Origin of the sequence: Phytohabitans aurantiacus (assembly GCF_027923225.1) — a bacterium.
In the GTDB taxonomy this organism is placed as follows: Bacteria; Actinomycetota; Actinomycetes; order Mycobacteriales; family Micromonosporaceae; genus Phytohabitans; species Phytohabitans aurantiacus.
In genome coordinates this window covers 1-18,672 of the sequence record NZ_BSDI01000044.1, presented here as the reverse complement: position 1 = coordinate 18,672, position 18,672 = coordinate 1, and the positions used below count along the sequence as shown (strand labels likewise).

Annotated in this window: 15 protein-coding genes; 9 read left to right on the top strand and 6 right to left on the bottom strand. The window is 71.3% G+C overall.

Translation table 11 applies throughout. The features are described from left to right. Positions 1-109: 109 nt before the first annotated feature. The 4 genes from QMG73_RS33315 to QMG73_RS33300 are packed head-to-tail and all read left to right on the top strand — an operon-like array spanning position 110 to position 6,997. Positions 110-1,375, top strand: a complete 1,266-nt coding sequence (locus tag QMG73_RS33315) for an ABC transporter substrate-binding protein (protein WP_281902386.1) — start codon at positions 110-112, stop codon at positions 1,373-1,375. After that, positions 1,372-2,313: a carbohydrate ABC transporter permease gene (locus QMG73_RS33310; RefSeq protein ID WP_281902385.1), complete on the top strand. Its 942-nt coding sequence runs from the start codon at positions 1,372-1,374 to the stop codon at positions 2,311-2,313. Before QMG73_RS33315 ends, QMG73_RS33310 begins: the two co-directional genes overlap by 4 nt. Then, the gene (locus tag QMG73_RS33305; RefSeq protein ID WP_281902384.1) at positions 2,310-3,134 is read left to right on the top strand and encodes a carbohydrate ABC transporter permease; all 825 of its coding nucleotides are present in this window, start codon (positions 2,310-2,312) and stop codon (positions 3,132-3,134) included. Before QMG73_RS33310 ends, QMG73_RS33305 begins: the two co-directional genes overlap by 4 nt. Next, complete coding sequence (locus QMG73_RS33300) at positions 3,131-6,997, top strand: hypothetical protein (protein WP_281902382.1); 3,867 nt, start codon at positions 3,131-3,133, stop codon at positions 6,995-6,997. Before QMG73_RS33305 ends, QMG73_RS33300 begins: the two co-directional genes overlap by 4 nt. Positions 6,998-7,023: 26 nt before the next feature. Here the strand turns inward: QMG73_RS33300 and QMG73_RS33295 are convergent, their stop codons facing one another. From QMG73_RS33295 to QMG73_RS33280, 4 genes are all read right to left on the bottom strand, one after another. Continuing rightward, positions 7,024-7,527 carry an endonuclease V gene (locus QMG73_RS33295; protein ID WP_281902381.1) on the bottom strand — a complete coding sequence of 168 codons (504 nt, stop codon included), beginning with the start codon at positions 7,525-7,527 and terminating at the stop codon, positions 7,024-7,026. Between the two features lies 1 nt (position 7,528). Next, positions 7,529-8,278, bottom strand: coding sequence for a TIGR03089 family protein (locus QMG73_RS33290; RefSeq protein ID WP_281902379.1), 750 nt, complete (start codon positions 8,276-8,278; stop codon positions 7,529-7,531). A gap of 375 nt (positions 8,279-8,653) precedes the next feature. Then, positions 8,654-10,957: a M64 family metallopeptidase gene (locus tag QMG73_RS33285; RefSeq protein ID WP_281902377.1), complete on the bottom strand. Its 2,304-nt coding sequence runs from the start codon at positions 10,955-10,957 to the stop codon at positions 8,654-8,656. Positions 10,958-11,109: 152 nt separating this feature from the next. Next, entirely contained in the window at positions 11,110-12,435 is a 1,326-nt protein-coding gene (locus tag QMG73_RS33280; RefSeq protein WP_281902375.1) for an FAD-binding oxidoreductase, read from the bottom strand. Positions 12,436-12,590: 155 nt separating this feature from the next. On the opposite strand from QMG73_RS33280, the gene QMG73_RS33275 reads away from it, so the two are divergent. Further along, entirely contained in the window at positions 12,591-12,887 is a 297-nt protein-coding gene (locus QMG73_RS33275; RefSeq protein ID WP_281902373.1) for an STAS domain-containing protein, read from the top strand. A 58-nt stretch (positions 12,888-12,945) separates the two neighbouring features. On the opposite strand, the gene QMG73_RS33270 is transcribed toward QMG73_RS33275, so the two are convergent. Then, positions 12,946-13,929, bottom strand: a complete 984-nt coding sequence (locus tag QMG73_RS33270; RefSeq protein WP_281902371.1) for a sigma-70 family RNA polymerase sigma factor — start codon at positions 13,927-13,929, stop codon at positions 12,946-12,948. Between the two features lie 182 nt (positions 13,930-14,111). On the opposite strand from QMG73_RS33270, the gene QMG73_RS33265 reads away from it, so the two are divergent. Together QMG73_RS33265 and QMG73_RS33260 are read left to right on the top strand one after the other, a co-directional pair. Next, positions 14,112-15,296: a S8 family peptidase gene (locus QMG73_RS33265; protein WP_281902369.1), complete on the top strand. Its 1,185-nt coding sequence runs from the start codon at positions 14,112-14,114 to the stop codon at positions 15,294-15,296. Positions 15,297-15,354: 58 nt separating this feature from the next. Beyond that, positions 15,355-16,173: an SAM-dependent methyltransferase gene (locus QMG73_RS33260; RefSeq protein ID WP_281902367.1), complete on the top strand. Its 819-nt coding sequence runs from the start codon at positions 15,355-15,357 to the stop codon at positions 16,171-16,173. A 6-nt stretch (positions 16,174-16,179) separates the two neighbouring features. Here the strand turns inward: QMG73_RS33260 and QMG73_RS33255 are convergent, their stop codons facing one another. Then, on the bottom strand, positions 16,180-16,659 hold the full coding sequence (locus QMG73_RS33255) for a GNAT family N-acetyltransferase (protein ID WP_281902366.1): 480 nt from the start codon (positions 16,657-16,659) through the stop codon (positions 16,180-16,182). A 256-nt stretch (positions 16,660-16,915) separates the two neighbouring features. On the opposite strand from QMG73_RS33255, the gene QMG73_RS33250 reads away from it, so the two are divergent. Together QMG73_RS33250 and dinB are read left to right on the top strand one after the other, a co-directional pair. Then, positions 16,916-17,314, top strand: coding sequence for an MmcQ/YjbR family DNA-binding protein (locus tag QMG73_RS33250; RefSeq protein ID WP_281902365.1), 399 nt, complete (start codon positions 16,916-16,918; stop codon positions 17,312-17,314). Positions 17,315-17,345: 31 nt separating this feature from the next. Then, positions 17,346-18,536: a DNA polymerase IV gene (gene dinB / locus QMG73_RS33245; protein WP_281902364.1), complete on the top strand. Its 1,191-nt coding sequence runs from the start codon at positions 17,346-17,348 to the stop codon at positions 18,534-18,536. The last annotated feature ends 136 nt before the right edge of the window (positions 18,537-18,672 follow it).

Here is an 18,672-nt window from a genome sequence, read left to right as displayed (position 1 = left end):
CGCCGTAACAAGATTTCTCGCAGTTTTAACAAAGCTTGTACACACACTGCCCGATAGGCGAGGGGCCGGCATGACAGCTATGAATAGTCGTTCGAACATAGACAGTCGTTTGAACAGAGCGCAGTTCCTGCGGATCATGGGCGGGCTGGCGGCCGGCGTGGCCGTGCCCGGGCTGCTCAGCGCGTGCGGTGGCGGGTCCGGCGACTCCAATTCGCTGAGCCTGGTCGGCGTCGCGGATGAGAAGGGTCCGCTCGACGTCCTCACCAAGGCATACACCGACAGCGGCTCGGGGATCACGTTCAAGACCTCGTACGCGCCGACCGACCAGGTGCAGACGTCCCTGCGCGCGCAGCTCGGCGGCGGCAACGCGCCCGACGTCCACGCGCTGTACCCGGGCAGCGGCAGCGCGATGTCGACCACCGACATCGCCAAGGCCGGCCTGCTCGCCGACCTGAGCGGCCAGGCGTGGACCTCCGCGATCCCGGAAAACCTGAAGGCCTCGTTCCAGCACGACGGCAAGGTGTACCTGTTCTCGTCCGGCCTGACGGTGATCGGCACGATCTACAACAAGAGCGTTTTCGCGGCGGCCGGCGTGCAGATCCCCAAGACGTGGGGCGAGCTGATCAGCGTCTGTGAGAAGCTCAAGGCGGCCGGCAAGGTGCCGCTCGCGCTCGGCGCGCAGACCCAGTGGGTCACGCAGCTCATCACGTACGCGCTGGTGGCCTCGCACGTCTACCGGGACACGCCCGACTTCGACGACCAGATGCTCGCCGGCAAGGCCACGTTCGCCGGGTCGGGGTGGAAGGAGTCGATGGCGCTCTACATGGACCTGCGCGACCGGGGCTTCTTCAACGACAACCCCAACGGCACCACCCTGGAGCAGTCGACCGCGATGGTCGGCACCGGGCAGGCGGCGATGGCCGTACAGGTGGCGCCGCTGCTGCCGGCGTTCCGCGACGCGGCGACCAACAAGGACGACATCGACATGTTCCCGTTCCCGAGCGCCGACACCGCGGAGCGGGTATACACGTGGAGCGCGGCCAACGTCGGGGTCGGCGTGCACGCCAAGAGCAAAAACAAGGACGCCGCCTTGAAGTTCATCGAGTTCCTCGGCAAGCAGGAAAACATCAACACCTGGTGCGAGGTGGTCGCCGCGATCCCGCTCAAGCGCGACGCGAGCTCCAAGGTCGACCCCGCGCTGCAGTCGTTCCTGCCGCTGATCGACTCCGGTCGGGTCGCGCCGGTCGGGTCGCGCTGGCCCAACGCTGAGGTACAGCCGACGCACTTCACGGTTATCCAGGACCTGCTCGCCAAGAAGATCACGATTGACGACGGGCTCAAGAAGATGGACGAGGTGTACCGCAAGAGCTCATGAGCACACAGGTACTGGAAGCCAGCCCGACACCACCGCAGGAGCGCCCGGCCAAGCGGCGCCGGCCGCGCAACCGGCTCGGCCCGCCCTGGCTGTTCGTAGCGCCCGCGCTGCTCTGCTACGGCGCCATCGTGCTGTACCCGAGCGCGTCCGGCGTGCTGTACGCGTTCACCGACTGGAGCGGGCTGGGTGGCTGGTCGTTCGTCGGGCTGCGCAACTTCGACAGCCTCCTGCACGACGACCGGGCGCTCGGCTCGCTGCGCAACACGCTGCTGCTCACCGTCGCGATCGTGGTGGTGCAGAACGGGGTCGGGTTGCTGCTCGCGCTCGGCGTACACGCCCGCATCAAGAGCCGGATGCTGCTGCGCGCCATCTTCTTCGCACCGGTCGTGGTCAGCCCGGTCATGGTGGCGTTCCTGTGGAAGTACGTCTACAACCCCGCACCGAACGCCGGACTCAACGGGGTGCTCGGCGCGGTCGGGCTCGGCTCGCTGCGGCAGGACTGGCTCGGCGACCCGTCGATCGCGCTGTGGTCGGTCGCGGCGATGGTGGTGTGGCAGTACGCCGGGTACTCGATGGTGATCTTCCTGGCGGGCCTGGAGGGGATCAGCAAAGACGTGCGCGAGGCGGCCACGATCGACGGCGCCGGGCCGGTCAAGCGGTTCCGGTACGTCACCTGGCCGCTGCTCGCACCCGCCACCACCATCAACGTGATGCTCTCCACGATCGGCGGGCTCAAGCTCTTCGACCAGGTGTTCGCGGCCACCGCCGGTGGTCCCGGATACGCCACCGAGACACTGTCCACAGTGCTCTACAAGGAGGCGTTCGTCTTCGGGCGGTACGGGTACAGCACCGCCGTGGCGCTCGTGCTGGCGCTCTTCGTGGCGGCCGTGTCGCTCGTCCAGATCCGTTACCTGCGTGCCCGGGAGGACCAGGCGTGAACCGGTACCGCCCGCGCACGTTCGCGCTGGAGCTGCTGATGGTGGCGGCCGGCGTGGCGTTCCTGTTCCCCGTGTACGCCCTCATCGTGCTGTCGATGAAGGACGCCGGCCAGATCGCCAGCTCTCCGCTCGGCCTGCCCAACCCGCCCACAGTGGACAACTACACCGAGGCGTGGTCCGAGGCGTCACTCGGGTCGGCGCTGTTGAGCAGCACGATCATCACCGTGGCGAGCCTGGTGCTGCTCATCGCGATCGGCTCCTGTGGCGCGTACTTCCTGGCACGCCGCGCCACCCGCCTCGGATACGGGCTCTACATCCTGTTTCTGCTCGGCATCGTGCTGCCCTTCCAGCTCGGTATGATCCCGCTCTACAATCTCTTCTCCAAGCTGGAGCTGATCGGCACCTACCAGTCGATGATCCTGTTTTACACGGGCATCCAGCTGCCGTTCACCATCTTCCTCTACACCGGCTTCATCCGGGCGCTGCCCGCCGACTACGCCACCGCGGCGCTCGTCGATGGCGCGTCGCACTTCCAGGCGTACACCCGGATCGTGTTCCCGTTGCTGCGCCCGATCACCGGCACCGTGCTGATCCTCAACGCGGTCTTCATCTGGAACGACTTCTTCACCCCGTTGCTGTACCTCGGCGGCTCCGACCACGAGACGATCCCGGTGCGCATCTTCGCGTTCGTCGGGCAGTACGTGTCGGACTACGGGCTCGTCTTCGCCGGCCTGGTGCTCGGGGCGATCCCGATCCTGCTGGTTTTCCTCCTGCTGCAGCGGTACGTCATCAAGGGCTTCGCGAGCGGGCTCAAGGGGTGAACCTGCCACCCCGGCTCGCCGCGGTGCTGCGCGAGCCGCCGCGCGAGTTCTCACCGGTCGCGATCTGGTGGTGGAGCGGCGCAAAGCTGGACCGGCGGCGGCTGCGCTGGCAGCTGGAGCGCTTCGTGGCCGGCGGCGTGCACAACCTGGTCGTGCTCAACCTGGCACCGACCGGCCCCATGTTCGGCTCCGACGCCGACGACCCGCCGTTCTTCTCGGACGAGTGGTGGGAGCTGCTCGACGGCGTGTGCGACGACGCGGCCGGGCTCGGCGCCCGCCTGTGGTTCTACGACCAGCTCGGCTTCTCCGGCGCCGACATCCAGGCGCGCCTCGTCGAGGGGCATCCCGAGTACGCCGGCCAGTGGCTCGCGCCGGACGGATCGGTGCGCACCCGCGGCTTCGACTATCTGTCCACAGTAGCCTGCGCCACGCTGCTGGACCGGGTGCACGGCGAGTTCGCCCGCCGCCTCGGCCACCATCTCGGTGGCGCCATCGCGGGCTCGTTCCAGGACGAGCTGCCCGCGTTGCCCACGTGGTCGGCGGCGTTCGCGTCGGAGTTTGCCTCGCGTCGAGGCTACGAGCTGGACCCGGCTCTACTGTGGACCGACTCCGATCCGCTGATCCGGCGCGACTACCAGCTCACCCGAGCGGAGCTCGCCGAGGAGGCGTTCTTCCGGCCGCTCGCCGACTGGCACACGCGGTACGGCCTGCTTGCCGGCTGCGACCAGCAGGACCCGGCCCGCGCCGGCGATCCCGTCGCGGGCGTCCAGCTCTACGCCGACTATCCGCGCACGCACCGCTGGTTCAGCGCACCCGGCTCCGACCATCACGGCGACGCGCGCGTCCACTCGTCACTGTCCCATCTGTACGGACATCCGCGCACGTGGATCGAGGCGTTCCACTCCAGCGGCTGGGGTGGCACGCTCGAAGAGACGCTCGACTGGCTGCTGCCGTGGCTGCGCGCCGGCGCCACCCTCTACAACCCGCACGCCGTCTACTACACGACCAAGGCCGGATGGTGGGAGTGGGCGCCGCCGTCCACCGACTGGCGCCAGCCGTACTGGCACCACCACCGCCTCTTCGCCGACACCGTCACCCGCCTGTGCGCCGCCCTCTCGCTCGGCCGGCACGCCTGCGACATCGCCGTGCTGCTGCCCACCGCCACCGTGCAGGCCGGCACCCGCCTCGACGGCCACGTGAGCGACGACGCCCTGCGCGCCCAGCGGGTCTACCGGGACCTGGTGGGCGACTTGACGTGGTTCCACACGGTGCCGGGCGCGCTCGACCGCCTCTGCCGCGAAGCCGACGTCATCGACGACGACTCCGTGGCCCGCGCGGACGTGGTCGACGGCCGCTTACAGGTGGCCGACGAGGCGTACCGCGCCGTGATCCTGCCCGCGTGCACCGTTATCGACGAGCGCGTCGCGGCACGCCTCGACGAGTTCGTCACGTCCGGCGGCACCCTGATCGCGGTGGGCACCGCACCCACTCCTCGCGTGATCAGGGCGTCCCTCAAGTTGTTAGAACAGCGTGAGGGACGCCCTGATCATGCGGGGTTGCTCGCGCATTTCGCCGCCGGCAGGGCACATCTTGTCGACGACGCGGCCGCCGTCGGCCCGTTGCTGCCCGCACCGCCCGTGGCGGCGCCGGTACCGTCATTGGTGCGCGACGTCGACGGCACGCGCGTCGTCTTCATCACCGCGGCCGCGAGCCGGGCGAGCGACGTGTCCGTGGGTCGCCCCGACGAGCGCGGCATCTCGCTGGGCTGGCTCGACGCCCGCTACGACTTCGACCCGGCCCGCTATCACGAGAGTGTGACCGTGCGGGTCAGGGACGTGCCACCCCACGCCGTGCTGGCGGACCCGTTCACCGGAGACGTGCGAGCCCTGCCGTGCACCGTCGTCGACGGCACGGTCGAGGTGCGCGTCCCCTTCGACCACGGCCCAGCCGCCCTGATCGCCTTCCCACCGGCACACCTGCCAGCGCAGCCGGTCTCGTCGCGGCTGTCCTCCGCGCTTGCCGCGCCTTTCCGTGTGACCGCTGCGTCTGGGTCCGCGGCGCCCGCTTCTGCGACGGCCCTTTCCGCGGCGCCGGTCTTGGGCACGCTGGCGCCTGCCGATGCGGCCTCCGGGTCTGAGCGCTCCACTGTGGAGCTCGCTCCGCTGTGGACATCGGCGCTGGTGTCTACGATGGACGATACGTGGGGCGACTTCGGTGCGGCCGGGACAGTGGAGCGGTGGACGGTGCGGCACCGGCTCGACGGCGACGCCGAGTGGGGCGAGGCGCACGCCACCTTCGGCCCGCACGCACTGCGCGGTTCCGCCTCGCCGGACGCCGGCACCGCGCCGGAGCCGCGAGGCGAGCTCATGCGGACGGCCGGCGAGGAAGTGCTTGTCTACTCCACGTCGCGCGGCATCCACAAGGACCCGATCCATCGTGAGGTGCTCGGCCCGAAGGGGCACGTGCCAGAGGAGTTCCTCGCGCTGGGAGCGGCGCGGGCGGGCGAGCCGGTGCGGGTGCGCTGCGATCTGATCCTCGACGAACCCGTCGACGGCTGGCTCGCGGTCGGCGCGGCGGCGGCCAAGTCCGGCACCCTCGGCGGGGCGGCGCTCGCGTTCGACGACCGCGGATACCTTGGCCTGGCACCGGTGCGGCTCGCGCCCGGGCGGCACGCGCTGGCGCTCGACCTCGCCCCTGACGAGGATCTCGACCTCCGCGCGTACATCGCTGTCGTGCGCGACGCCACCGCCTTCGAGCGTCCAGAGTGGATGTACGCGGGTGGTCCACCGCGGCCGGGATCGACGGTGACACTGCGGACGACGGTGACACTGCGGGCGGAGGCGGAGGCGGCAGGGACGGCGGGGCGGCTCCAGGTGGCGGCGCGCGAGGCGCTCGTTATCCGGCTCAACGGCGCGGAGGTTGGCCGGCAGGGCGGCTTCGAGCCGTACGCCGAACAGGCCACACCCCGCGTGCGCCGCTACGACCTGGGCGACTTGTTGAGTCCCGGCCGCAACGAAGTGGCCGTCGAGTTCACCGAGGAGTCCGGCGCGGGCGCGGTACTGGTCGACGGAGTCGCGTTCTCCGGCCGCCACTGGACCGCTGAACGCGACGGGGTGCGGGTCGAGACGCTGGTGCGCCGGCGGCAGTACGGCGACCCGGCGGCCCTGCACCTGTGGCGCCGGCCGCACCCGCTGCCCGAGACGGCATGGCTGAGCGGAGCGGCAGCCGGTGACGTGGTCGTGCCGACCGTGCTCGCCGTGCCTGCCGAGGCGGTGCAGTGGTTCTCGTTTCCGATTCCACCGGGCGCTACGGCCATGCGGCTGGGCGTACACGGAGAGGCGGACGTCTCGGTCGACGGCGCTGAGGTGGCGCGCGGCGAGGGAGCGCTGGCCGTCGACCTCGGCGCCGCGCCCTCCGGACCGCGCACCTGCGTAGTCCGCGTAACCACCCGGCCCGGGTACTCGCACGGGGCGGCGCTCGCCGGACCGGTGGTGTTCGATGTGGACGACGGGCTGATCGGCTTGGGAGACTGGGAAGAGCAGGGGTTGGCGGGATTCAGTGGCGGCGTGCGCTATCGGCAACGGTTCACTGTGGATTCCGCTGGCCCGGCCACTGTGGACTTGGGGCGGGTGCGCGGCACGGCCGAGGTGGCGCTCAACGGGGAGCCGCTGGGCGCGCGCTTCTGCGGGCCGTACCGGTTCGCCGGCGCGGTCCGAGCGGGCGACAACGAGCTGGAGGTGGTCGTCTACGGCACCCTCGCTCCGTACCTCGACCAGGTCAGCCCCACTCACTTCGTCTACCCCGGCCAACGCCAAACCGGCCTATTCGGCCCCGTAAACGTGATCAGGGCGTCCCTCAAGTAGCCCTAACGCCTTGAGGGACGCCCTGATCACGGGGAGGGCCGGGCGCGGGCCAGCTTGTCGACGCGGCGCAGGGCGTCTGGGAGGCGGTGCGGGCCGGCCATCGCCGCTACCATCGCCGCCGCGTCGTCGAGCGCGAGGCCGGCGGCCGTGACGTACAGCGGGCGAGTGCCGCCGCGCCGCACCGCGATCGCGTGCGTGGCGCTGTGAAACGCGGTCTTCGCCACGCCCACGACGGGCACGCCGACCTCGCGGTGCAGGTGCGCGCCCAGTCCGGGCCGGCCGTCCGGGTCCAGATCGACATAGCCGTCGACCACCACCAGGTCGACGGCGCCGGCCCGCGCGAACACGGCGCGCAGCGCGGGCAGCTCGCGCAGGAAGAAGGCGCCCGGTTGGTACGGCGGGACGTCCGGCAGGTGTGCGGTGAACTCGTCCACAATGGAGGCGAACGCGGCGTCGGCGGCGACGACCATCGCGGCGTCCGCACCGGTGGCCGGATAGTGCACGTCGACCGCGGCGTACCGTGCGGCCACGCTAGAGGATCCGGTTGGCGCGCTCGGCCTCGGCGCGCGCGACGGCGGTCGCCGGGTCGAGACGGGCGCACAGCACCACCGAGGCGCCAGCGGCGAGGGGAGTCAGCAGCCACTTCACCGGGTGCTCGTGCGCGGCGGCGTCGACCAGTAGCCGATCACCGGCTCGCAGGTCGTAGCCCTCCGCGAGTTCCCGCGCGAGCCGGCCCCAGTCGCGGTAGCTGGTGCCGTCGTTGGTCGCGGCGTCGCCCTGCCCGATCGGCGCGTACCCCGTCGGGGCCTCCGGGTATCGCCCGACCTCGGCGACGAAGTTCCGGTACCCGGCGGGTGGCTCGCGGTCGGCGGCCAGCCCGGCGACGAACCGGTGCGGCGCGTCCGGTACGTCGTCCAGCCAGTTGTCGACCCGGTCCGGCGCGACGAACGTGACGTCGATCGGCTCGTTTGCCCGCGGCTCCAGCACCGGCAGGCCCGCGGTCGCCCACAGCCGGAACGACACCGACACCCCAGCAGACCAGGCGCCCAGGAGCACGGCGGCGGTCTGCCAGTGCGGCGGTAGCAGCACCGCCGCCCGGCTACCCGTGCCCAGACCGCAGCCCTCGTGCAGCAGCCGAGCCGTGCGCGCCGCCCAGCCGGCCAGCGCGTGCGCCGAAAGCTCGACCCGCTCCCCGGTCGCGTCGTCACAGTAGGTGAGCAGCGGCGCGTCGCTGTCATCCACGGCGGCCCGATTGATCAAAGCGGGTGCGGCGTACTCCATGAGTCCAAAATCCTAACCACTCCATGACGGAGGCCCGGCGCACTCCCGCACCGCGATCTTGCAGTTGTCATGCCGGATTGCCCGGTTTGGGACATGACAACTGCAAGATCGCCGTGTTCGAGGGGCGCTGGGAGGGTTTCCGCGTCGCAGGCAGGGGGGCTCGTCGGCGGCGCCGATCAAGGCCATGTGCATGGATCAAGGCCGAATGCACGCGAGAAAGAGATCGAACCACGTGCGTTTGCCCTTGATCGGCGGAGAGACCGCCGTGGCGGGCGGAGAGTGCGGGGGCGGGTGGGGAGACCGGCGTGGCGGGCGGGGAGACCGCCGTGGCGGGCGGAGAGTGCGGCGGGGGCGGGAAGGGGAGAGGGGGAGGGGTTAAGGGGTGGGGGTGCATGGGGGGCGGGGTGTGTTGGGGGCGCCGTAGTCTTGTACGGCGTTGTTGGCGGTGCAGGCGAGCATGCCGCGGACGACGTTGCCGGCGAGGATGACGGGGCGGGTGCCGGTGCGGTTGCCGCTCACGTTCACAGCGCCGTTGAATGTCGCGCCCGCCACGGTCACGTCCGCCGTGGTGCCGGTGATGGAGGCGAGACCGGTCAGGGTGGTGCCGAAGACCTGGACGGTCGCGGCGCGGTCGGTGGTGAGGCCGCCGGTGATCGAGCCGCCCGACACGACCAGGGACGCGCCGGGGCGTACCGCGACGTGGCCGGTGACGCGGGCGTTGTCGAGGCAGGTGACGCCGGACCGCACGGTGAGGTTGCCGCGGTGGACGCCGGTGACGCGCCTGGTGCAGGCGGGGGTGGAGCCGGGCAGCACGGTGGCGCGGAACGAGGCGGCGGTGCCGATGTTGCCGGCCGCGTCGGTGGCGCGGTGCTCGACGGTGTGGGTGCCGTAGCCGGGCTCGGTGGGTTCGAATACGGCCTTGGAGAGGCCGCCGGAGCCCAGGTTGCCGTACACCAGCGACTTTATCGTCGTACCGGTCGGCGTGAACCGGAACGGGGTGCCGGGCGGGGCGTCGGGCCAGCCGAAGTAGTTGAACCAGCCGTCGCGGTCGAGGCGGAACTCGCCGACCGAGAATCCGGGCCGGTCGTCGGTCGGGTCGAGGCCCATCGTGAACTGTTCGAAGTAGACGCGGTGGGTCGGGTCGCCGGGCAGTGTCGTCAGTGGATCGGACAGGGTCGCGGGTGCCGCGGCGGCCACGTTGTCGACTGTCCAGGTGCGACTGTCTACACCGGAGACGGTGGCGGTCAGCTCGTGGGAACCGGGTGTGAGATCGAGTGCGGCCAGATCGAGGTTGCGGCTGTTGTGCGGGTTCGGCAGTACCCGGCCGTCCAACCGCCACTCGACGTCCAGTACCCGATCCCGGGGGTGCGTGGTCTCGACGTACACGATGTCCTGGCCCCCGACGGCGCGGTTGGTGGGTGTGCTGCCGGTGAAGCCGGGGGTTACCGGCGGCCCGGAGGACGGCGCGCCTATCGTCCACGTGCGGCGCTGGGTCAGGGCGGGGCCGTTGCGGATGGCGGGGTCGCGGACGAACGGGGTCGGGTCGGTGACCGTGACGGTCACGGTGTCGCCGGGTCGCGCGCCCGCCGCGGCGAGGTCGAGGTTGCGGCTGTTGTGCGTGTCCAGAGTGGATCCGTTGAGGGACCACGCGACGTCGAGCTGGTGGTACGTCGGGTGTTGCGTCTCGACCCACAGCACGTCGGTGGCGCCGGCGGGCTGGTCGGTGGGCGTGCTCGACAGGGCCATCGCGTTGGTGTCGCGGCGGCCCGAGATCCGCTGCGTCATGATCTCGCGGCCGACCTGGTCGAACGGGAAGCCGATCCAGCGCATGATCGAGTGCTCGCTGGGACGCCAGACGCCCGAGCTGGTGTAGAGGCCGCTCTCGTACCGGCCGATCGTGCCGCCGGATTCGCTCTCCTCGCCGAGCCAGCGCCACCACTTCGCCTGCTGGTCGCGCATCTGCTGCTCGGTGAGAAGCGTGTGATGCCGCGAGGCAGGCTCGGTGCAATTGGTGGTGCAATACGGGCCGCCGGGGTCGGGGCGGTTGCTGTACGGGTACTCGTCCTGGAGCTGCCCGAGCGAGTGGCCCAGCTCGTGCGGGGTGATCAGCGGCCCCTGTGGCGCGCCGCCCGAGGTGGTGGCGTTGGTGCCGCCGATGCCGCCGTACGTGTCGGTGTTGGCGAGCGCGAGCACCTGCCGGTTGGCGGCGGTGACGCCGAGGGGCGCGACGAGCTGCTGCAGGTACCGGCCCAGGGCCTGCGTCCCGTAGTTCTGGAACGTGATGCCGCGCGCGAGCGGGTTGGTGCACCCGTCGGCGTAGTGCAGGCCGAGCGGGGTGATCCGGTCGGGGTTCGGCGGGTCGTCGTCGGGGTCGCAGCGGATGCCGGACTCGCCCGACTCGATCTCGATCACGTAGACGTTGAAGTAATTGCGGTAACCGCGGAACGGTTCAATGCTCCAGAGCACATTGAGGTGCCGGTCGACATCGGCTCGGAACTTTGGAAGCTCGGCCTCGGTGTATCCGTCTCCGAGAACTACGAGGTTAAGGCGCTGATTGGCCGGACCGGTGACCTGTAACGGGACGAGCGTGGCGTCGCCGGGCGCGGCACCGGCGGGTGACACCGGCAGGGCGGCGGCGATCAGACCAACGACGGCGAAGGCGGCGACTCCGAGCCTCATTTCGCGAGGCTAGCGACGCCGCCGTTCGCCTGGCACTGGTCAGGTGACGGAAGTCGATGCGTCCCATCCCGTCCACTGTCGAACGCGTGCTAGCCGGACCGGCGCGCGCCCCGCGCGGGCAGCACCGCGTGATCAGGGCGTCCCTCAAGTCGCTATGACGACTTGAGGGACGCCCTGATCACGGAGGAGGGGCGGATGTTGTGACCCGCGCGGAAGACGTTTTCGGGGTCGTAGGCGGCCTTCGCCTCGCGCAGGCGCCGGTGGTTCTCGGCCGTGTAGGCGGTGGCGGTGCGGGTGGGGTCGGCGAGGACGTTCAGGAACGTGGCGCCCATGCCGTGCGGGCGCAGCGCCGACGCGAGCTCCGGCACGACCGCGTCGACGATCACGGAAAACCGTGCCTCGCGGTGACCCGCCGGTCCGGCGTCCGGCCCGGCGTTCGCCATCGCACCGCCCCACTGGCGAATCTCCACAGTGGAGATTGGCGAGTCGGGCGCGGCGTGCGCGCCGGCGAGGGCTTCGAGCGCCGCGTCGGGCAGTGCGCGGAACATGTCCAGGTACCGGGCGGGGGTGCCGCCCATGGCGGCGTCGGCGTACCGCACCGGGCGCAGCTCGTCGACAAGTGCCGGCCCAGCGACCGACCACAGTGGATTGAGCAGGCACCGCCCGCGGTCGGGATCGCCCGCGTACATGGCCTTTATCATCACCACGCGCTTGCCGCGTACCGCCGCGGGAACGTCGTCGGTGTCCGGCATCCGGCGCAGCAGCGCGGCCGTGCTCAGCTCGTCGGGCGCGGTGGCGGCCCAGTCGCGATACCAGGCGAGGGTCTCGGCGGCCCGATCGGCGGGGAAGTAGGCGAAGCCCGCGAGCACGCGGTCGACCGGGTACAGGCGAAACTCCAGCGACGTGACGATGCCGAAGTTTCCGCCGCCGCCGCGCAGCGCCCAGAACAGCTCGGGGTCGCGGTCGGCGCTCACCGTGCGCAGCCGGCCGTCGGCGGTCACCACGTCGGCGCGCAGCACGCTGTCGGCCGCGAAGCCGTACCGGCGCGCCAGCCAACCCAGGCCGCCTCCCAACGTGTACCCGGTGACGCCGACCGACGGCGACGAGCCGGACAGCGGCGCCAGCCCGAACGGTGCGGCCGCTTCCAGGACCGCGCCCCACCGCGCGCCGGGACCGACCCGCGCGACGCCGCGGTCCGGGTCGACGAGCACCGACGCCATGCCGGAGGTCTTGAGCAACAGCGCGCCGTCGGCGGCGACGTGCGTGCCGTGGCCGGTCGCCTGCACGGCCAGCGGCAGGTCGTGCCGCCGGGCCGCGACCACGGCGGCGCGGACGTCCGCGGGACCGCTCGCTTCGACGACGGCGGCGGGCCGCGGGTCGATCGTCGGGTACAGGGGCTGGCGGTGCGTGTCATAGCCCGGGTCGCCCGGCAGGTGCACCGGTCCGGCGAACCCGTTGCGGATGGCGTCCTGGTTCATGGCGGTCCCTCTCGATCGGCTGTCGTCGGAGGGTCAGACCGCCGAGGGGCCGCGGACTCATCGGCGGGCCGCTCACATTTTCCGGGACGGCCGCCGATGAGTTCCTTCGCGATCAGGCGTCTGACCGTTGGAACCCATCGCGAACGGAGGCCGACGTGTCCGGACCACAGGAGCGACCACCGCCGGTCTTCGCGATCGGGCCCGTCGTGGACAGAGCGGACATCCCGCCCCTCTGCGCGCGCCTCTCAGCGCTCGTGCGCGACACGAGCGCGGAGACGGTGCTCTGCGACGTCGGTGCGGTCAGCGCGCCGGACGCCGTGACGATCGAGGCCCTGGCACGGCTGCGGCTGACCGCGCGCCGGCTCGGCTGCGACCTGCGCGTGCTGAGCGCCCATCCCCGCTTGATGGACCTGGTCGCGCTGACCGGCCTGAACGACGTGCTCGGCCCGTGATCGGGGCGTCCCCCAAGTCGCTCTAACGACTTCAGGGACGCCCTGATCACGAGAAGGGTCAGTCGAGGCTGGCGGGCAGGCCGAAGAGCGGGAACAGGTGCTCGGTGTCGAGGTAGAAGTTGAGACCGTGGATGCGCCCGTCGGAGATCTCCAGCATGATCAGCGCCCACGGCTCGTATGACCCGCCCGGTCCGCCCGGCTTGTACTGCCCGAACGCCGGCAGGCCGCTCGCCGCGGTCGGCACCAGGCGGGAGCCGCGGCAGGCGCTGCCGGGGCCGAGCATCCAGTGGCTGATGTCGGCGTGGCCGCGGAACCAGAGCGACAGCGGCGGCATCGACAGCGTCGCGTCCTGGTGCAAAAGGGCGGTCAGCGACTCCATGTCGTATCGCTCGAACGCCTCGACGTAGCGCGAGAGCAGCGCCGCCTGCTCGTCGTCCATCGGCTTGAGGGTGTCGCTCTTGACGTCGGTCGTGGAGATCGTGGCGCGGGCCCGCTGTAGCGCGCTGTTGACCGAGGGCACGCTGGTGTCGAGCAGCTCGGCGACCTCGTTGGCCGACCAGGCGAGCACCTCGCGCAGGATCAGCACCGCGCGCTGGCGCGGCGGCAGGTGCTGCATCGCGGCCACGAACGCGAGGCGGATGGACTCGCGGGCCACGGCCAGCTCGGCGGGGTCGGCGGACTCGGGCAGCATGCGGCTGTCGGGCGCCGGACCGACCCAGACCGTCTCGGCGAGCGGTGCGTCGGGCAGGGAGCCCTGCGAGCCCGCCGGGCCCATATCCATCGGGCGGGCGCGGCGCTGGGCGCTGCCGAGCATGTCGAGGCAGACGTTGGTCGCGATGCGGTACAGCCAGGAGCGCAGCGCCGCACGGCCCTCGAACTTGTCGAGGCTCTTCCAGGCGCGGACGAGAGTCTCCTGAGCGGCGTCTTCAGCTTCGAACGCCGAGCCGAGCATCCGGTAGCAGTAGGCGGTCAGCTCCCGCCTGTACTCCTCCAGCACACGCTCGGAGCCGAGTGTCTGCGTCTGTGCCCGTTTCTGGGTCATGTCGCCCCCCTTTCGACCCGGCCAACGTATACCACCCCTCTGACACGACCCCTTTTCAGCAGCTGGCTGGGCTGTTACTTTCCGGTACACGCTGGTCTGTTCGGTCGAGTCGCATACGACCATAAGTACAGGAGCGGCTCGGCCATCAGTTTGGGGAGGGACAGATGGCTCGAATAACGTCAATGGTGAGAATCGCGGCCCTTGCGGGCGCGGCGATCCTGGTGGCTCCGGCCGCGACGGCCGAGGCCGCGCCGGCGGGCGGCACGATCCTCGCCGCGCCGGGCGCGGAGGCGGTGCCCGGCAGCTACGTCGTGGTGCTCAAGGACGGCGGCGCGGCGGTGCCCGCGCAGGCCAAGGCGCTCGCGGGCAAGCATCGGGCGACGGTACGCAAGACGTTCTCGCACGCGTTGCGTGGCTTCTCGGCGACCATGTCCGAGGCGCAGGCGAAGGCGCTCGCCGGCGACCCGGCCGTCAAGTTCGTGCAGCCCAACGTCATCCATCGGGTGAGCGCCACGCAGACGAACCCGCCGTCGTACGGGCTGGACCGCATCGATCAGCGGAACCGGCCGGTGAACTCGGCGTACACGTACAACACGACGGCTTCGAACGTGCACGCGTACATCATCGACACCGGCATCCGCACCACGCACAACGACTTCAACGGCCGGGCCACGAGCGGTTTCGACGCCATCGACGGCGGCGCCGCCGACGACTGTCACGGCCACGGCACGCATGTCGCCGGTACCGTCGGCGGCACCGCGTACGGGGTGGCGAAGGGCGTGCAACTGGTCGCCGTGCGGGTGCTCGACTGCGAGGGCAGCGGCACCACCGAGCAGGTCGTCGCCGGCATCGACTGGGTCACCGCCAACGCGGTCAAGCCCGCCGTCGCCAACATGAGCCTCGGCGGCGGGGCGGACACCGTGCTCGACAACGCGGTACGCCGGTCGATCACCGAGGGCGGCGTCAGCTACGCGATCGCGGCGGGCAACGGCTTCCTGGGCCTCTTCGCGCTGGACGCCTGCACCCAGTCGCCGGCACGGGTCGCCGAGGCACTGACGGTATCGGCGACCGACAGCAGCGACCGCAAGGCGAGCTGGGCCAACCGCGGCACGTGCGTCGACGTGTTCGCGCCGGGCATCAACATCCCGTCGACGTGGAACACCAGCAACACCGCCACCAACACCATCAGCGGCACCTCGATGGCCACCCCGCACGTGGCGGGGGCGGCGGCGCTGTTCCTGGCGAACAACACCTCGGCGACACCCGCCCAGGTGCACGCGGCGATCGTCAACAACGCGACCACCGGCGTGGTCGTGAGCCCCGGCTCAGGCTCGCCGAACCGGTTGCTCTACACGGCCAACTTCTAAACCAGTCCATTGTGGGGCGCGTCCCTCGGCGCGCCCCACGGTCGGTTAGATTGAGCGCGTGACCGCAGAGGCCGAGTACGGACCCAAGGAACTTCAGCTCGACATCCCCAGTGCCGCTCGGGCATATGACTACTTCCTGGGCGGGGCGCACAACTTCGAGGCCGACCGGGCGTTCGCGGAGCAGGTGCGCGCCATGGTGCCGTGGGTGCCCGACGTGGCGAAGCTCAACCGCTCGTTCCTGCGCCGCGTCGTCGGATACCTGTTGGACCAGGGCATCGACCAGTTCCTCGACCTCGGTTCGGGCATCCCGACCGTCGGCAACGTGCACGAGATCGCCCAGCAGCGGGTGCCCGACGCGCGAGTGGTCTATGTGGACTATGAGCCGGTGGCGTACAAGTACGCCCGCACCCTGCTCGCCGGCGACCCCAACACCGCCATCATCCAGGCCGACGTGCGCGACCCCTTGGCGGTGCTCGACGCACCGGAGACCCGCGAGCTGATCGACTTCTCCCGGCCCGTCGGGCTGCTCATGGTGGGGCTGCTGCTGTTCATCGGGCCGCAGGACAACCCGGCCGAGCTCGTGCGCACATACCGCGACCGGCTCGCGCCGGGCAGCTACCTGGCCATCTCCCACATCGCCGACGAGCACGCTCCCGAGGAGCTGCGCGCGCAGGTCGCGACGCTGGTCGCGGCGTACGCCCAGGCCAACGAGCACGTGTACGTGCGGGAGCGCACCGAGATCGAGTCGTGGTTCGACGGCATGGAGATGGTCGAGCCGGGCGTCGTGTTCCTGCCCGACTGGCGCTCGGAGTCGCCCGACGAGGCGCAAAACGTGGCCCGCCCGCTCGGCTACGGAGGCGCGGCCCGCCTGCCGTGACGCGGGTCAGAGCGGCTTGACGTACCGCTGGCAGGGCACCGCGATGGTGCCGCCGGCGACCTTGGCCCTGTACTCGAACGGGCCCTCGTCGATCCAGCCGGAGCGCTCGTAGAAGCGGCGCGCGCGGGCGTTGCCGGGCGCGACCGCGAGCCAGGCGCGCTGGTGGCCGCCAGCGGCCACGAGCCGCTCGGCCTCGGCGAGCAGCACCGCGGCGAGCCCGGAGCCCCGGCTGGCGGAGGCGACATAAACCTGCTCGACCTCGTCGCCGACCACCATCACGAAGCCCGCGACCTCGCCGTCGACAACCGCGACCGAGGTATCGTCGACCCGCTCGGCGGCGCGGGTCTGGAACGTCTCCGGGGTGCGCACCGCGACGAGCTCGTCGGGAACGTGGCCGAGGTGGCCGTCGCGCCAGCCCTCGCGCCAGATGTCGGCGACCGCTGGGGCGTCTTCGGCGATGGCGGGGCGGATGATTGGTGCCAGCACGAGCCCGATACTAGCCAGATGATCTTTTCCAGAGGGGTCTGGTAGAACCCAAAATCCCTGTTTTTGTCGCCTCAAACGCGCTCGGAGGCAGCAGCATCAGGGTTTTCGCTGCCACGTGCGGGTGGGTCGTGTGGCCGCGGACGGTGAGGCTGCGGGAGCAGCGGTCTTACGCGCGGCGGACGCCGCGGTAGCTCAATATCCCTTGGAATTTGATCGTCTGACAAGAGTGTCGGGGGGTGGCCGTAGCGTCGCACGCGTGACTGGTCCTGGTGACGTCCCGCCCGAGGTGCTCGCCCGGCTCCGCCCGATCTGCCTCGGGCTGCCGGAGACCTACGAGGAGCCCGCGTGGGTGGGCATCCGCTGGCGCGTCCGCAAGCGCACGTTCGCGCACGTGCTGACCGCCGGCCCTGACCACCAGATGGCCGCTACAGACGAGCCGGTGTGCGTGATGACGTTCCGGTCTCCGGGCGACGAGATCGAGGGCCTGCTGTCGAGCGGTCACCCGTTCTACCGGCCCGGATGGGGCGACGACGTCATCGGCATGGTGCTCGACGGCGGCGTCGACTGGGAAGAGGTCGGCGAGCTGCTGACCGAGAGCTACTGCCTCCTGGCGCCGAAGCGGCTCGCCGCCCAGGTGGAGCGGCCTTTGGGCTGACTCTTTCGAACATTTGTGCGACGATGCCTGAGTGGCTGCGGAGGGCACGATCCTGCACGCCGACCTGGACGCCTTCTACGCGTCGGTCGAGCAGCGCGACGACCCCGGCCTGCGCGGGCGGCCGGTGATCGTCGGGGGCGGCGTCGTGCTGGCGGCCAGCTACGAGGCCAAGGCCCGCGGCGTGCGCACCGCGATGGGCGGCTACCTCGCGCGCCGCCTGTGCCCTGAGGCTGTCGTGGTCCCGCCGCGCATGTCCGCGTACTCGGCGGCGAGCAAGGCCGTCTTCGAGGTGTTCCGCGACACCACCCCGGTTGTCGAAGGCTTGTCGATCGACGAGGCGTTTCTCGACGTGGGCGGCCTGCGGCGGCTACGCGGCTCGCCCCTCGACATCGCCGCGCGCCTGCGCGACGACGTGCGCACCCGCGTCGGGCTGCCGATCACCGTGGGCGTGGCGCGCACGAAGTTCCTGGCGAAGGTGGCCAGCGGCGTCGCCAAACCCGACGGGCTGCTCAGCGTGCCGCCCGACGGCGAGATGGCGTTCCTGCACCCGCTGCCCGTCGAGCGGCTGTGGGGCGTCGGCCCGGTCACCTCCGGCAAGCTGCGCGCCCGCGGCATCGTCACGGTCGGCCACGTGGCCCGCATCGGCGAGGCGGCGCTGATCTCCATGGTCGGCCAAGGGGCCGGCCGGCACCTGTACGCCCTGGCGGTCGGGCGCGACCCGCGGCCGGTACAGGTCGGGCGCCGGCGCGGCTCGATGGGCGCCCAGCACGCGCTCGGCCGCGGACCGCGCACGCCCGAAGACCTCGACGCGGTACTGTCCGAGCTGGTCGACCGCGTGACCCGGCGCATGCGAGCGGCGAGCCGCGTCGGGCGCACCGTCGTCCTGCGGCTGCGATTCGCCGACTTCACCCGCGCCACCCGGTCGCACACCCTGCCCCGGCCCACGTCGCATACGCCACTGGTACTGGCGACGGCGCGCGGGCTGCTCGCGGCGAGCCTGCCGGCGATCTCGCAGCGCGGGGTGACGCTGGTCGGAGTCGCGGTGGGCAACCTCGACGACGGGCGGACGGTGCAGTTGGAGCTGCCCTTCGACGGGTGGAGCGGTGCGGAGCTGGATGGCGCGCTCGACGCCGTACGCGACAGGTTCGGCTCGCGAGCCGTCACCCGGGGCACGCTGCTGGGCCGCCCCGACCCCGTGGCGGTCCCCCTCCTCCCGGACTGATCCCGCCCGCCGCCCCGCACCGCGCCGTGCCGCGCGCCCCGCGCGCCCCGCGCCGTGCGCGCCCCGCGCCCCGCGCGCCCCGCGCCGTGCGCGCCCCGCGCCCGGCGCGCCGCGCACGCCGCGCGCCGCGCACGCC

What these genes read in the sequence shown, in the direction of transcription:
- QMG73_RS33290 (WP_281902379.1), bottom strand. Translation starts at nt 8,278, where the DNA reads ATGGAGTACGCCGCACCCGCTTTGATCAATCGGGCCGCCGTGGATGAC.
- QMG73_RS33265 (WP_281902369.1), top strand. Translation starts at nt 14,112, where the DNA reads ATGGTGAGAATCGCGGCCCTTGCGGGCGCGGCGATCCTGGTGGCTCCG.
- QMG73_RS33280 (WP_281902375.1), bottom strand. Translation starts at nt 12,435, where the DNA reads ATGAACCAGGACGCCATCCGCAACGGGTTCGCCGGACCGGTGCACCTG.
- QMG73_RS33285 (WP_281902377.1), bottom strand. Translation starts at nt 10,957, where the DNA reads ATGAGGCTCGGAGTCGCCGCCTTCGCCGTCGTTGGTCTGATCGCCGCC.
- QMG73_RS33310 (WP_281902385.1), top strand. Translation starts at nt 1,372, where the DNA reads ATGAGCACACAGGTACTGGAAGCCAGCCCGACACCACCGCAGGAGCGC.
- QMG73_RS33270 (WP_281902371.1), bottom strand. Translation starts at nt 13,929, where the DNA reads ATGACCCAGAAACGGGCACAGACGCAGACACTCGGCTCCGAGCGTGTG.